At 57.4% G+C, this 13696-nt stretch carries 12 protein-coding genes, 2 pseudogenes and 1 riboswitch; of the genes and pseudogenes, 4 read left to right on the top strand and 10 right to left on the bottom strand.

Annotated elements, in window-relative coordinates:
• Positions 1 to 22: 22 nt before the first annotated feature.
• Positions 23 to 119, bottom strand: a riboswitch (TPP riboswitch).
• Between the two features lie 216 nt (positions 120 to 335).
• The 9 genes and pseudogenes from ABOC21_RS07785 to ABOC21_RS07745 all read right to left on the bottom strand — a co-directional run bounded on the left by ABOC21_RS07785 (position 336) and on the right by ABOC21_RS07745 (position 8059).
• Positions 336 to 1121 carry a hydroxypyruvate isomerase family protein gene (locus ABOC21_RS07785; protein ID WP_426814147.1) on the bottom strand — a complete coding sequence of 262 codons (786 nt, stop codon included), beginning with the start codon at positions 1119 to 1121 and terminating at the stop codon, positions 336 to 338.
• Between the two features lie 10 nt (positions 1122 to 1131).
• Positions 1132 to 2400, bottom strand: a complete 1269-nt coding sequence (otnK, locus tag ABOC21_RS07780) for a 3-oxo-tetronate kinase (protein WP_426814146.1) — start codon at positions 2398 to 2400, stop codon at positions 1132 to 1134.
• Complete coding sequence (locus ABOC21_RS07775) at positions 2394 to 3068, bottom strand: aspartate/glutamate racemase family protein (RefSeq protein ID WP_426814145.1); 675 nt, start codon at positions 3066 to 3068, stop codon at positions 2394 to 2396. The genes otnK and ABOC21_RS07775 overlap by 7 nt, the downstream gene beginning before the upstream one ends.
• A gap of 44 nt (positions 3069 to 3112) precedes the next feature.
• A complete protein-coding gene (locus ABOC21_RS07770; RefSeq protein ID WP_426814144.1) occupies positions 3113 to 3547 on the bottom strand; it encodes a molybdate ABC transporter substrate-binding protein in 435 nt (144 codons plus the stop codon).
• A complete protein-coding gene (locus tag ABOC21_RS07765; RefSeq protein ID WP_426814143.1) occupies positions 3489 to 3812 on the bottom strand; it encodes a hypothetical protein in 324 nt (107 codons plus the stop codon). Before ABOC21_RS07765 ends, ABOC21_RS07770 begins: the two co-directional genes overlap by 59 nt.
• Positions 3813 to 3849: 37 nt before the next feature.
• The gene (locus tag ABOC21_RS07760; RefSeq protein WP_426814142.1) at positions 3850 to 4488 is read right to left on the bottom strand and encodes a 3-oxo-tetronate 4-phosphate decarboxylase; all 639 of its coding nucleotides are present in this window, start codon (positions 4486 to 4488) and stop codon (positions 3850 to 3852) included.
• 19 nt (positions 4489 to 4507) lie between these two features.
• Positions 4508 to 5824 carry an MFS transporter gene (locus tag ABOC21_RS07755; RefSeq protein ID WP_426814141.1) on the bottom strand — a complete coding sequence of 439 codons (1317 nt, stop codon included), beginning with the start codon at positions 5822 to 5824 and terminating at the stop codon, positions 4508 to 4510.
• Between the two features lie 89 nt (positions 5825 to 5913).
• Positions 5914 to 6681, bottom strand: coding sequence for a DeoR/GlpR family DNA-binding transcription regulator (locus tag ABOC21_RS07750; RefSeq protein WP_426814140.1), 768 nt, complete (start codon positions 6679 to 6681; stop codon positions 5914 to 5916).
• Between the two features lie 435 nt (positions 6682 to 7116).
• Positions 7117 to 8059, bottom strand: a pseudogene (locus ABOC21_RS07745) (LysR family transcriptional regulator).
• A 151-nt stretch (positions 8060 to 8210) separates the two neighbouring features.
• Between ABOC21_RS07745 and ABOC21_RS07740 the strand changes: the two are divergent.
• From ABOC21_RS07740 to ABOC21_RS07730, 3 genes are all read left to right on the top strand, one after another.
• A protein-coding gene (locus ABOC21_RS07740) for an IS5 family transposase (protein WP_426812222.1) occupies positions 8211 to 9055 on the top strand; the annotation gives its coding sequence in 2 pieces (ribosomal slippage) (positions 8211 to 8556 and positions 8556 to 9055; 846 coding nt in all).
• A 46-nt stretch (positions 9056 to 9101) separates the two neighbouring features.
• Positions 9102 to 10910 (top strand): adenine deaminase, encoded by a 1809-nt coding sequence (locus ABOC21_RS07735; protein ID WP_426814139.1) that lies wholly within the window; start codon positions 9102 to 9104, stop codon positions 10908 to 10910.
• A 2-nt stretch (positions 10911 to 10912) separates the two neighbouring features.
• Positions 10913 to 12256 (top strand): NCS2 family permease, encoded by a 1344-nt coding sequence (locus tag ABOC21_RS07730; RefSeq protein ID WP_426814138.1) that lies wholly within the window; start codon positions 10913 to 10915, stop codon positions 12254 to 12256.
• On the opposite strand, the pseudogene ABOC21_RS07725 reads toward ABOC21_RS07730, so the two are convergent.
• Positions 12253 to 13168 (bottom strand): annotated as a pseudogene (locus tag ABOC21_RS07725) (LysR family transcriptional regulator). The gene ABOC21_RS07730 and the pseudogene ABOC21_RS07725 overlap by 4 nt on opposite strands.
• Positions 13169 to 13344: 176 nt before the next feature.
• On the opposite strand from ABOC21_RS07725, the gene ABOC21_RS07720 reads away from it, so the two are divergent.
• On the top strand, positions 13345 to 13662 hold the full coding sequence (locus ABOC21_RS07720; protein WP_426814137.1) for an RcnB family protein: 318 nt from the start codon (positions 13345 to 13347) through the stop codon (positions 13660 to 13662).
• Positions 13663 to 13696 lie beyond the last annotated feature (34 nt).

Raw genomic sequence — 13696 nt, 5'->3', positions numbered from 1 at the left:
CCAGGCGATGAAGAAGCAACGACCTTGTGGTCTCTGACTTCCCTACGCTGGCATTATCCAGATCAGGTGGTACGGGTTTTTCTCAGCCTTCACAAAGAAGGGCACCCCGAGTCATTTACTCTAAAATCAAAAGATTGCGATTAATGCTCTTCATTAATCCCTGCTCAGGATAGTAATGCCAGCGGGAAGTCTTGTAAACGGTAAAAGCGCCCCCGGCGGGCGAGTGACAGCGGGTGTGAGCCGGCTAAATCTCCCCTTCTTAGACGAAAAGGCTCACCGCTGGACTGACCCCGCCCGCCAGACGTTTCTGTCTCATCGCGATGCAGCGGTTTTAGCTAAACCGGGATAACCAGACTCAATCCCGCTTCGGTACCCGCTTTAGGGCGATACTCACAGCCAATCCAGCCGGCGTACTGTAAGGTACGAAGTTCATTAAACAGGAAAGGCCAGTTGAGTTCCCCCTCGCCAGGCTCATTGCGGGAAGGCGACTCCGCCACCTGAACATGCTTAATCCACGGCATAAATTCACGCATCTTCGTCGTAACGTCCCCCTCACCGCGCTGGCAGTGATAGATATCAAATAGCAGCCCGACATTGGACACCCCCGCCTGCTGTATCACGTCCAGCGCCTGGGACTGCCGTTGCAGAAAAAAACCGGCAATATCATGCGGATTGATAGACTCCAGCACAATGTCGAGATGACGCCGCAACGCCTGTTCCGCCGCCCAGCGCAGGTTTTCAACAAACGTGTCGCGGGCTCGCTCCTGCGCCACTCCAGCCTGGCGGATCCCCGCCTGCAGATGGATCATGGCGCATTCGAGCCCTGCCGCATAATCCAGCGCCCGGTCAAAATCATTGCGAAATGCAGCGATGCTATCCGGATGGCAAGCCTGCCCGGAGGCTTTTACCGTGCCGGGCTCGCCGGCCGGCGTATTAAAGAGGATCTGTTTAAGGCCATGCTCATCCAGCAACGCTTTCAGTCGCGCGGCCGGAAATTCGTAAGGCGAGGCATATTCGACCGCCGTAAACCCGGATTTTGCCGCGGCATGAAAACGTTCTGTAAACGGTAACTCGGTGAACAGCCATTTCAAATTTGCGCTAAAGCGTAAATTGCTACTCATCCCGCCCTCCTCAGCCACGCAGCGTATTAATAGCCCTGGCAAAAAAATCCGCGCTGCCAAAGTTTCCGGATTTCAACGCCAGCGCGATCGGGCGTTCACCGGGCGCGACCAGCACCGGGACGCCGGTATCGATTTCGCGACCAATCATTAACGAGTCCAGATTCAGGGCGCTAACCACCGCTCCGGATGTCTCGCCGCCGCCGACAACCAGGCGGCGAATACCGCAGCTGACCAGTTCGCGAGCCGTTTCGCCAAACAGCGTTTCGAGCGTTGCCGAGACCTCTTCTCGCCCGTATGCCGCCTGAGCCCGGGCAACCTCCGCCTTATCACCGGAAGTGAAAACGAGCGGCGATTTACCCCGGTTATCCATCACAAATCTCACCAGGTCGTGCGAGCTTACGCTTCCGGCCATCGCGTCATCTACGGCCACCATCATGACCGGATGTCGTTTTGCATGTTCGGCGATTTGTCCGAGCGTGGTCGTCGAGCAGCTGCCCACCAGAATGGCCTCCGGCCCGTCGATATGCGGCACGCTTGCGGTACTCCCTTTCGCTTCGCCCTTGACAATAAAATGATGCGCCAGGCCAATGGCGATACCGGAACCACCGGTCAGCAGACGCTGCCCGGCGCAGGCCTTACCAATCGTAATAAGATCCTCGTCGCTCAAGGCATCAATAACGACCAGCTTTTCATGACGCGAAGCGCACAGATTCAGCGCTTCACGCAGCGCCACGCTTCCGCTGGACACCGTCTGCCACGCGATATGACCTATTGCGCAGGTCGTCTGCGCTTGCAGCACCCGCCGGATATCGGCATCGGTCATCGGCGTCAGAGGATGGTGCTCCATACCTGACTCGTTGAGTAAACGATCGCGGACAAACAGGTGCCCCTGGTACATCGTCCGGCCCATCGACGGGAACGACGGGCAGACCGGAACGGCACCCGCCTCAAGCAGCTCGGCCAGCGCCTGCGCCACCGGGCCGATATTACCTTCGGCAGTAGAGTCAAACGTCGAGCAGTATTTAAAAACAATCTGCTGACAGCCCTGGGCCAGTAGCCAGCGGCAGGCGGCCAGCGATGCCTTCACGGCCTCATGGGCAGAAATCGAGCGGCTTTTCAACGCGATAACCCCCGCTTCCACCTCTTCTGCCGCCGCTGTGTCTGGCGTTCCCAGATAGAGCGTAGTACGCAACCCGCCTTCGCCGGCGATACCTTTCGCCAGCGTCACGCCAATATCGCTGGCGCCGGTAAAATCATCCGCAATAACGCCAATCAGCATGTCGCTCTCTCCCTTGCCGTCACCAGAGTTCTCATCCGTTCGACGGCGGCATCCGGCGCGCTAAAGACCGGGATAGAAACAGACGCCTTGACGGCGCTGGCGGCGCGAGAGGTAGAAAAATGCGCCAGCATAATCACATCGCAATCGCTCAGCTCATGGGCGCGCGCCGCCACCAGCCGATTATGCGCTTGCGTATCGCCCTGGCGCAGCAGCGCGATTGCATCATCGACAAGCACCGTCTTCAGAGTCGCGCCACTTCCGTTAGCGGCCGAAAACTCAGCAAATTCATCGCTCATCGTCGCCACCGCCGGCGCAAAAGTCGCCAGCATGCCGATGCGGTTGCCCTGGGCGATCGCCGCCCGGAACATCGCTTCATTAGGTTTAAGCACTGGAATATCAAGTTCGGCGGAGAGCTGGTCGATCGCCGGGCCGAAAGCAGAACAGGTCACCAGAATACCGGCAGGCCGCATATCGTAGCCATAACGGCCCAGGCGGACAAAACGTTCAATCATCGCCGGAGAAAGATCGCCTTCGCGAGCGCGATCTACTGACAAGCCATCATCAAGAAGATTAACCAGCTCAGCCTCAGGCCATAAGGTTTTAAAACTCTGATGAACGGGCTGCATCGCAACTGACGTTGCATGCAGTAAGACAATTATTTCTGACATAAGCATCACCCTGGTGTTTTACCCTTCACAGGTCGCCGCATTTTTTAGCGGTACTGCAGACCATTTTGCAGATACGTTTCCCGGCATCGGCTGCTAAGGAGATAGTCGATAAACTCCCCGGCTATTCGCCGATTTTCGCAGCCGTTTACTATGGCGACGCTAAACGGAGTGAGCTGCTGCACCTCATCAGGGAAGGGGCCGACAATATCCACCCCCTCAACCACCATCAGTTCACTCATCTGCTGAATAGCCAGATCCGCATTACCGTTCACTAATTGCTCTGCGGTGAAGCCCTGGGCAATTGTCGTGGCTTTCGCTTCCACGTCATGAAAGATGCCGTTGTCCTTCAGGACTTCCTGCAGATAGATTCCGCTCGCCCCGCCCAGCGAATAAGCAACGGAGCGTGCAGCGGTTAACGCGTTAAGAAACGCCCGTTTGGTCGAAATATCCGGTTTCGCATGCCCGCGCAATACCGCCACGCCAAAGCAGGCGGTGACCAGCGGAAAGCAGACTCTCCTGACACAGCAGACCGGCGTCCACCATCCGCGCAATCGCGCTGTCAGTGGCAATCACCAGATCCGCCTGGCGCCCTTCACTCATTTTGGCCTCGATAACCGTCGTCGGGCTCCACTCAAACTGAAATCGCCCGGCATTGGCATATTCCGCCATCACGCCGTTATCAAAAGGCGCCCGCACGGCAAGCGTGCTGAACACCGTTAATTTTTCTGTACCATTCTGCTTCACTGTATCTCCCTCCCTCTTATGTCGCGGTAACAGAACCTCACCAACGACAATCGAACGTTTCAAACAGCTCCTGGAGCGATGCGGCGTTCAATGCTTGCGGTTTTGGATTCGTCATCAGCCAGAGTTTGGCGGTTTCTTCCAGTTCTTCAAGGATTTCAGCGGCTTTGGTGACCGAAGGCCCCCACACCACCGGACCCAGACGCTCCAGCATAATCCCCTTGACCGTTGTCGCCAGATCCGCCGCCAGCGCCGCAACATCCGGCGCCCCGGGCCTGCGATAGCCGATCAGCGGAATACGCCCTACTTTCATCACCTGGTATGGCGTTATTGGCGGCAGTATGGCATCCGGCTGCCAGACCGCCCCCAGCGTCATCGCCACCAGGTGCGTCGAATGGGTATGAACGATCCCCGTGACCGCCGGATTACTTTCATAAATCGCGCGGTGCAGAATCAGCGTTTTGGACGGTTTTGCCCCGCTTATCCATTCACCATTAAGGTTCACTTTGGCGATCGCATCAGGCGTTAACGATCCTAGGCAAATATCGGTTGGCGTGATTAGCCAACCGTCCTCTAGTTTGGCGCTAATATTTCCTGAACTACCTACTGTAAACCCCCGACGATGCAGGCTAAGTCCCGTCTGACATATTTCTGCGCGAACCGCATTCTCATCATTCATTATTTCGAGATCCTGTTTATCAATTAACATCAGGCTGAGCGGGGCGCGAGGAAGAGTTCATATTTTTCTTATCTAAATCTAATGGCTCTATTTTCCCAACGATGAAAATATAAGAAAGCGCGCCAATCACACAAATAATACCGGTGGCAATCAGCGGAACTTCATAGGAGCCATGGGTCATAACCAACATTAATCCGGTAAACGACGAGCTAATAATCCCTGCCAGGTTTCCGGCAAAGTTTTGAATACCGCCAATCGTCGCCACATATTCGGTCCCCGGGGCCACATCCGCCGGCAATGACCACACCACCGCCGCAGCAAACGCGATACTGGCGTAAGAAATCGAGAGCAGTGTAATGATCAACGGAATACTATGCGTATATGTTGCAAAGCCGATGACCGAGGAAAGTAATAATCCCAGGACCAAACAGAACTTGCGCGCAAACGTCAGGCTAAACCCTTTCCGATATAGCCAGTCGGAAATAAAACCACCGAGCATACTTGCCGGAATGCCGACCAGCGGCGGGATCATCCCCAGGGTCCCGAGCTGCTTGAGTGAGAATCCCTGGCTGGCCATCAAATAGGACGGGAACCACGTCAGGAAGAAGCTGAGCGCGATATTCAGGCAGAAAAACGATAGCATCATTCCCCACATGGTGCGGTAGCGAAACAGGAATAACCACTCTTTCTTGGCGCTGCTTTTGCTTTTCGCCGGACCGCGATCCTCAATCAAATTCTGGCGCTCTTGCGCGTCGAGGAAGGTCAACTTTTCGGGAGTACGGTAGATAACGTACCAGGCCACGGCCCAGATAATGCCAAGTAACCCCGTTACGATAAATGAAGTTTCCCAATCCCAGTTGCTGATAATCCAGGCAACAAGGGGTAATGCCAGCGCCGAGCCGGCGCGTGGACCGGCATTGAAAATGCCGCTGGCGGTAGCACGGTCTTTTTTGGGAAACCACGAATAGACAACTTTCGCGCATCCCGGATGACCGCCCGCTTCACCAATCCCCAGCAGCATACGCAAACCCACCATTGACACCAAGCCGCGGCCGCATGCGGTTAGTATGGTAAACACTGACCACCACGCCACAGCAATAGTCAGGCCCAGACGCTCGCCAAAGCGATCTAACATCCTGCCTACGGGGATCTGCATCAACGCATAGGTCCAAAAAAATGCCCCCATAATTAATCCCATGCTGACATCATCAAGCCCTAAATCTTCCTTAATATGGGGAGCGGCAACGGAAAGATTTACGCGGTCGATATAGTTAATGGCCATGGCCAAAAAGCACATAAAAATCATTAACCATCTTATTTTAGGGTACTTACGCATTTTATATTTCCTGTAATTGAATGGTTATAAGCATGACAAACCCTGAAGCCTGAATTAACGACTCAGGCTATTTTCAGCGAAACAAACAATCAAATATTGACAATATTGAGTTCAACCCCCAGAGCCCTGATGAGGTTTCTGTCTTTTTCCGGCAGATATGAATCAGTAACGATCATATCCATCGCACTCAGCGAACAGATCGCATAGAATCCATACTTGCCATATTTACTGCTATCCGACACCAGGATATTTTTCGTCGAAGATTCAATAACCGCCTGTTTTACAATTGCCTTTTCTTCATATGGCGTTGAGACTCCGCGTTCAAGATGCCAGGAACTTGAACTGATAAACGCCATATCAATGTTCAATGTCTTAATGAAATTTGCCGTACTGATGCCCACCGACGACATATTACGCTTATCGACCTGCCCTCCCGCATGAAACAAATTAATTTGCGATTTATTCATTAAATAGTGGCTAATAGAAAAATCATTAGTAACGATCGTAATATTAAATCTTTCACCCAGATATTTGGCAATTTCATATGTCGTGGTCCCGGCGTCCAGGTAAACCACGATGCCATCGGTAACCAGCTCTGAACACATTTTGCCGATTAACCTTTTCGCCTGATGATGAATCATCGCCTTATCGCTGTAACGCATCTCGTGACGTAGCACATCGTTAAGTTTTATACCGCCGGATATAATGACCACCTTACCTTCATTTTCCAGCAACTGAATATCGCGGCGGATCGTCATATGCGATACATCCAGCAACTCTGCCAGGCTCTTAAACGACGCGGTGCTGTTTTCGTAGACATATTTGTAGATAAAATCCTGCCTTTCATTCGGGGTCATACCGCCACCTGACTCATCGAAATGTCTGAACACCATGCTAGCCGGTTTTATTCATGGGAACTATTATGTTAATAAGCAATTCACATTTGAATGATACATATCACATATTTACGCATAACGATGCTCACTCAACTCATTGATTAAAAATAAAATAATAGAAATAGCACCTTCACATAATCATGTAAAAAAGCGCATGGATGTTAATTGACCTTTTGAGGCCTCTGATCCTCTGGCTCAGAAACATTGCGACATTTTCCTCACTAGCTTCCCGATATCCCTTCGCTTGACTGTTTTACCGCTGCTTTGCTGCAGGCAACGGCGCCGGGGAATATGTCGGTGATGAATAAGGGAATATGAGCATGACGGATCGCCGGGGCTCCGGCCGACCATCCGCAATGCCCGGCCGGATAAATGCCTCAAATGCCGGGAGGCGATTTAAGGCGTCGGCGCGCCGGGAGAAGACTCATTGCGCAGCACATCGAGCAGCAGCGCAAAACACGCCTCGATCAGCGGCGGTAGCGGCTGCGGCCCGCGCATTAGCGCCACGGTACGGCTCAGCGCGGGCTGCTGCAGCTGGGCTATCTTCAGCAGCGGATCGCATAAATGGGTGGTATAGAGCTCGGGCAGAATAGCTATCGCCAGCCGCGAGCGCACCAGACCATACAGCGTTTCGATATAGTCCACCTGATAGCGGGTATTCAGCGTCAGGCGATGGCTCTCCGCCAGCGCCCCCACCAGCCGCTGGATATTGCCTTTCGAGAACACCGCGATATCGCGACCGGCCAGCAGCTTCCACGGCAGATGCGGCTGGCTGGCGAACGGATCGTCGCCGTGCAGCACCGCCACAAACGGGTCCTCACGCAGCGGATAAACCTGCAGCTCCGCGGGCAACGAGTCTGTCGATGGCGCCGACGGCGAAATCAATCTGCCCGCTCAGCAGTTCGCGCACCAGCGCGTCGTTGGCCCGATCGTGAAACTCGACCCGCAGGCGCGGAAAGGTCCCGGCCAGGGTCTGCGGCAGCAGGGGAAACAGCAGCGAGCTGACCGACGGCATCAGCCCAATGCGCACCGTACCGTCGCCGCCGGCTTCGACAATCTGCCGCATATCATCAAACGCCAGCTGGGCCACGCTCAGCACGCGCTGCGCGTGGGGCAGGATCGCCGCGCCCAGTTCGGTCAGCGTGACCGAAGAGGCGGTGCGGTTCACCAGCTTGCCGCCGAGCACCGCCTCAACCTGCCGCAGCGCGCTGCTCAGCGCCGGTTGGCTGATCGCCAGCCGGTTGGCGGTATCGGTAAAATGACGCAGCTGCGCCAGGGTAACAAAATACTGTAGCTGCTTGAGAGAAAGCGCGGGCAGCCGCTGCCACGGTTCGGTCATGTTATCCATCGCTGAGAGTGAGCAGGCAGAATAACCCGAGCTTATCGGGCGATAAATTTATTCATCTGGGCAAACGTTTGCTGTGCCCCTAGGCTGTGTCCCGTAATCACCTGAGCTATAGTAACTGTCTGTTTCCACAACATATTAAACTATGGCTCGCTACGACATTCCCGATGAAGCATGGACTATCATCCAACCCTTTCTGCCAGCAGCGTCTGCCTCTCCACAGGCCGGGCGTCCGTGGGCGGAGCATCGTATGATCATCAACGGCATGTTCTGGGTGCTGTGTTCAGGTGCACCATGGCGTGATTTACCTGAACGGTACGGCCCATGGAAGACCGTTTATAACCGCTTTAACCGATGGTCAAAATCGGGTGTGATTAACATTATTTTCAACAAGTTACTTTCAGCTCTGGATGCACATGGCCTCGTGGACTGGTCGGCCACTGCACTGGATGGCAGCAATATCCGGGCGCTGAAATGTGCTGCCGGTGCGCAAAAAAACAACCCGATATCACCGGAGATAATGGGCTGGGTCGCTCTCGCGGTGGTTTTGGCACCAAAATTCATCTGGCGACAGACGGAAGTGGTCTGCCGTTAAACATCGTACTGAGTCCCGGTCAGGCTCACGAAAGCCAGTTTGCACAACGTCTTCTGGACGGTATCGGTGTTCAGCGCCAGAACGGAAGTATCAAGCGCCGTGGTCATGCAGTACTGGCTGATAAAGCCTACTCCGGACATGCGTTACGTAACGAACTGAAAAGAAGAGGGATAAAAGTTGTCATCCCGCGTAAATCCAATGAAAAAATGGCCACAGATGGTCGTTCACCACTCGATCGTGAAGCCTACCGCAATCGCAATGTTGTTGAGAGGTGCTTTGGTCGCCTGAAAGAATACCGCCGCATTGCCACACGTTACGACAAAACGGCGAGGAATTATCTGGCGATGGTGAAACTGGGTTGCATCCGATTGTTTTACAAGAGGTTATGTAATTAAGGGACACAGCCTAGAGTAGCGCCATTATCCTTGTGCCGGAGTTGTTATGTCCAGCAGTGCTGAAAACCGCCGCCGCGCCGTACAGGCCGCCCGGGGCGAATTGCCCTTCGACCTCCTGCTCACCGGGGGAGAGATCGTTGATATGGTCACCGGGGAAATCCGCGCCGCCGACGTCGGCATCGTCGGCGAGATGATTGCCAGCGTCCACCCGCGCGGCAGCCGCAGCGATGCCGCGAAATCCCACGACCTGCGGGGCGCATACCTCTCTCCGAGGCTGATGGATACCCACGTCCACCTCGAAAGCTCCCATCTGCCTCCCGAGTGCTACGCGGAAATCGTCCTCGCCCAGGGCACCACGGCGGTATTTTGGGATCCGCACGAGCTGGCCAACGTGCTCGGCGTGGAGGGGGTGCGCTACGCCGTTGCCGCCAGCCGCAACCTGCCGCTGGAGGTGATGGTCGCCGCCCCCTCCAGCGTGCCGTCCACGCCGGGGCTGGAGATGTCCGGCGCCGATTTTGCCGGCGAAGAGATGACCACCATGCTGGCGTGGCCGGAAGTGCGCGGCGTGGCGGAAGTGATGGATATGCACGGCGTGCTGCACGCCAGCGAGCGGATGCAGGAGATAGTCCAGGCGGGTCTCAACAGCGGCAAGCTGATTGAAGGCCACGCCCGCGGGCTGAACGGCGCGGATCTGCAGGCCTATCTGGCTGCCGGCGTCACCTCCGATCATGAGCTTACCTCGGCGGAGGATGCGCTGGAAAAACTGCGCGCCGGCCTGACCCTGCAAATTCGCGGCTCGCCCCCCTATCTGCTGGAGGATATCGTCAAGGCGCTGAAAATCCTGCCGCATCTCTCCTCGCAAATTACCGTCTGCACCGACGATGTGCCGCCGGATATGCTGCTGGAAAAAGGCGGCATTATCGCCCTGCTCAACCTGCTGATCGGCCACGGCCTGCCGGCCAGCGACGCCCTGCGCTTCGCCACGCTGAACGCGGCGATTCGTCTGCAGCGCCATGATTTAGGCCTGATTGCCGCCGGTCGTCGCGCGGACCTGGTGGTGTTCCCGACGCTGGATAAGCTGCAGGCGCGGGAGGTCTACGTTGCCGGGAAGCTGATTGCCCGGAACGGACAGCTGCGCCAGCCGATTCCTGCGGCCACCGGCGTCACGCCACCGCGCGATACCCTGCAGCTTGCGCCGCTGAGCGCCGACGACTTTATCCTCAAGGTGGGTGGTATTCGCCACGGCGTCGCCCGTCTGCGGCATATTCGCGGCGCGCGCTTTACGCAGTGGGGGGAAGTTGAGGTACAGATCTGCGATGGTCGCGTCCAGCTGCCCGACGGCTTCAGCCTGATTTGGGTCAAGCACCGCCACGGGCGCCATCAGGCGATGCCGCAGATTGCCCTGCTTGAGGGCTGGGGCGAGCTGCGCGGGGCGATTGCCACCAGCTACTCCCACGACTCGCACAACCTCGTGGTGCTCGGACGGGACGCCGAAGAGATGGCGCGGGCCGCCAACCGGCTGATCGCCTCCGGCGGCGGCATGGCGCTGGCGCAACGGGGAGAGATTCTGGCCCACGTCGCCATGCCGATTGCCGGGATGCTTTCCGACCTGCCGGCGGCGGAGCTGGCGCGCCAGTTCCGCGAGCTGCGCGATCTGAGCGCCGAGATTGCCGACTGGGAGCCGCCGTACCGGGTGTTTAAGGCTATCGAGGGAACCTGCCTCTCCTGTAACGCCGGACCGCATTTGACCGATTTGGGTTTGACCGACGGCACCACCCGCCGGATCGTCGACCCGCTGATAGCCTGCCGGGAAACCCCGGAGCATACCGACAACAATAATCATCACGGAGCCTGATAATGGCTGACAACACACTTCCTGCATCAACCCGGGGCAGCTGGCTGGAACGGCGATTTTCCCTCTACTCGCGCGGCAGTACGCTGCGCGCCGAGTGCCTGGCGGGGGTCACCGGCTTTCTCGCCGCCGCCTATCTGCTGGTTGTTATTCCCGGCCTGCTGGCGGTCGGCGGAATGGATAAAGGCGCGGTCACCACCGGAACGATTCTGGTCTTCGTCGCCGGCACGCTGCTGATGGCGTTCTATGCTAACCTGCCGTTTATCGTCGGCCCCGGCATCGGCGGGTCGGTGCTGGTGGGCGTCACCCTGGCCGGTAGCGAAGGTATCGGCTGGCAAATCGGCCTCGGCATCGCCTGCTGGTCCGGCATTCTGTTCTTTCTGTTGACCAAATTCGGCCTGCGCGAGGTGGTGACCCGCTCGGTGCCGCAGTCGATCAAGCTGGGGCTCACCGCCTCCATCGGACTGTTCGTGGCGGTTCTCGGCTTTCGCAACGCCGGCCTGGTGCTGGCGAATGCCAAAACCAACGCCCTGATGCTCGGCGATTTCCTGGCCCCCGGCGCGCTGGTGGCGCTGTGCGGCCTGTTTCTCGCCATTGCGCTGCAGGCGCGACGCGTCCCGGGCGCGATTCTGTGGGCGATCCTCGTGGCCACTCTGGTGGGGATCCCGTTCGGCGTCACCCGCCTGCCGGGCAGCTTTATCACCATGCCGCACTCGCTGACGCCGGTGCTCGGTCACGTCGATATGCTCGGCGCGCTGAATATCGCCTTTCTGCCGTTCCTGTTTATCTTTTTCGCCTCCGAGTTCTTCTCCACCATGGGAACAACTCTGGCGGTAGGCGGCGAGGCGGGCCTGCTGGATGAGGAGGGCAATATGGCGCACATCAACCGGCCGTTTATGGTCGACTCTATTGCCGCCGCCATCGGGCCGTGGGTCGGTATTCCGGCGGCCACCGCGCTGATTGAGTCCTCCGCGGCGGCCGAAGCGGGCGGCAAAACCGGGCTGACGGCGCTGGCGGCGGCGGTGATGTTCCTGCTGATGCTGCTGTTTACCCCGATTGCGCTGATGATCCCCAAAGAGGCCACCGCGCCAGCGCTAATCCTGATTGGTCTGAACATGTTCAGCGGCCTGCGCAAGGTCGATTTAGCCAACTTTACCGACGGGCTGCCGGTGCTGATGATGGTGATGATCACCCTGATTGCCAACAGCTTTGGTACCGGCATCGCCGGCGGGCTGCTGTTCTATATCGTGATTAAGGCCGTGGCCGGCAGGTGGCGCGAGATCCCGCCAGGACTGTGGATCCTCGCGATTCCGCTGGTCTACTACTTCGCGACCCTGGTCAGGCACTAAGGCGCCGGGCGCTGGTTGTGCAGCGCCTCGCAGCGGGCCTTCACCTCTTCATACAGCAAACGCACCGCGGCGGAGAGGCTGCTTGCGGTGCGGGCAAATCATATTCAGCGGCACCCGGTCGCCCTGATACTGCGGCAGCAGAACCTGCAGCCGCCCGGCGCGAATATCGTCGCTGACGTCGAGCCAGGATTTGTAGGCAAACCCCTCCCCGGCAATCGCCAGACGGCGAATCACTTCCGCATCGTCGCTGACGATAACGCCGGAAACCTGCAGGTGCTGAACCTCCCCCGCCAGGCTTAACGACCAGCGATCGAACTGCCTGCCGCGCAGCACGTACAGCAGAGCGTTACGCTGCGCCAGATCCTCCAGGGTCTGCGGTTCGCCGTGTTCGGCGATCCACGCCGGGGAGGCCACCAGCACCCGGCGGTTTTCCGGGGCGACGGGCAGCGAGATAAACGAGGCGTCGTCGTTATCACCGTAGCGAAACGCCACGTCGACCGGATCTTTAAACACGTCGGTGCGATGATCGGAGAACAGGATGCGCAGCCTGAGCTCCGGGTAGCGCTGGCGAAAGGCGCGAAATACCGTCAGCAGCAGATTGCGCCCGAGGTCGGAGGGCACCGCAATTTGCAGGGTGCCGCGGATTTGGTCATCCGGCAGCTGGATTTTTTGCAGCCCGGCGTGCAGGGTGTCGAGCATCTGCGTCGCATAGGGCAGCCAGGTCTCCCCTTCGGGCGTCAGGCGCAGGCTGCGGGTTGAGCGGGCAAAAAGGCGGATATTCAGCGTGGTCTCCAGACGCTTAATCGCCGCGCTCACCTGCGCCGGCTGCTGCCCGACCTCTCGCGCCGCGTCGCTGAAGCTGCCGAGCGCCGCCGCGCGGACAAATAACGTCAGATCTTCCAGCCTGAACATATTAACTCCCACCTCCCAATCGCCGGACTTTTCCTAAAACTGGCGCGGTTCGCTGAATCGCGTAACCGGCACCATCGTTTGCTTACATTTTTAATCAACCAGTACTTGCCATCGCCCTCATGCTTCGGAATGATACGAGGCTGCGATTTTGAGTCCAGGATAATAATGAGGAATTTATGCGTAAAACAAAAATGCTGCTTCTGGGCGTACTGCTGGCCAGCACCGGCGCCGTTTGGTCGGTTTCCGCCGCCGATCTGCAGAAATATGAGCTGGACGGCGTCACCTCCGACTTCCAGCAGTTTCGCGTAGGCGATACCGTACCGGCGCTGTATATGACCCCCGAGTACACCATTAAGCAGTGGCAGCAGCGCCACCTGCCTGCGCCGGACGCCAACACCCACTGGACCTATATGGGCGGCAGCTACGTGCTGGTCACCGAGCCTGAAGGTAAAATTGTCAAAATTTACGACGGCGAGATTTTCTACCAGCACTGATTGCGCGGCTCGCGCAGCGGCCGCTAGCCGCCAC

The sequence above is a fragment of the Klebsiella sp. WOUb02 genome, from assembly GCF_050058015.1.
Lineage (GTDB): Bacteria > Pseudomonadota > Gammaproteobacteria > Enterobacterales > Enterobacteriaceae > Klebsiella.
The sequence above is the reverse complement of the archived record's forward strand: the minus strand, read 5'-3'. Positions and strand labels throughout refer to the sequence as shown.

Excerpts from the sequence above, each read along its gene's own strand:
- ABOC21_RS07785 (WP_426814147.1), bottom strand. The coding sequence starts at position 1,121 with ATGAGTAGCAATTTACGCTTTAGCGCAAATTTGAAATGGCTGTTCACC.
- ABOC21_RS07750 (WP_426814140.1), bottom strand. The coding sequence starts at position 6,681 with ATGACCCCGAATGAAAGGCAGGATTTTATCTACAAATATGTCTACGAA.
- ABOC21_RS07760 (WP_426814142.1), bottom strand. The coding sequence starts at position 4,488 with ATGAATGATGAGAATGCGGTTCGCGCAGAAATATGTCAGACGGGACTT.
- otnK (WP_426814146.1), bottom strand. The coding sequence starts at position 2,400 with ATGCTGATTGGCGTTATTGCGGATGATTTTACCGGCGCCAGCGATATT.
- ABOC21_RS07720 (WP_426814137.1), top strand. The coding sequence starts at position 13,345 with ATGCGTAAAACAAAAATGCTGCTTCTGGGCGTACTGCTGGCCAGCACC.
- ABOC21_RS07730 (WP_426814138.1), top strand. The coding sequence starts at position 10,913 with ATGGCTGACAACACACTTCCTGCATCAACCCGGGGCAGCTGGCTGGAA.
- ABOC21_RS07735 (WP_426814139.1), top strand. The coding sequence starts at position 9,102 with ATGTCCAGCAGTGCTGAAAACCGCCGCCGCGCCGTACAGGCCGCCCGG.
- ABOC21_RS07775 (WP_426814145.1), bottom strand. The coding sequence starts at position 3,068 with ATGTCAGAAATAATTGTCTTACTGCATGCAACGTCAGTTGCGATGCAG.
- ABOC21_RS07755 (WP_426814141.1), bottom strand. The coding sequence starts at position 5,824 with ATGCGTAAGTACCCTAAAATAAGATGGTTAATGATTTTTATGTGCTTT.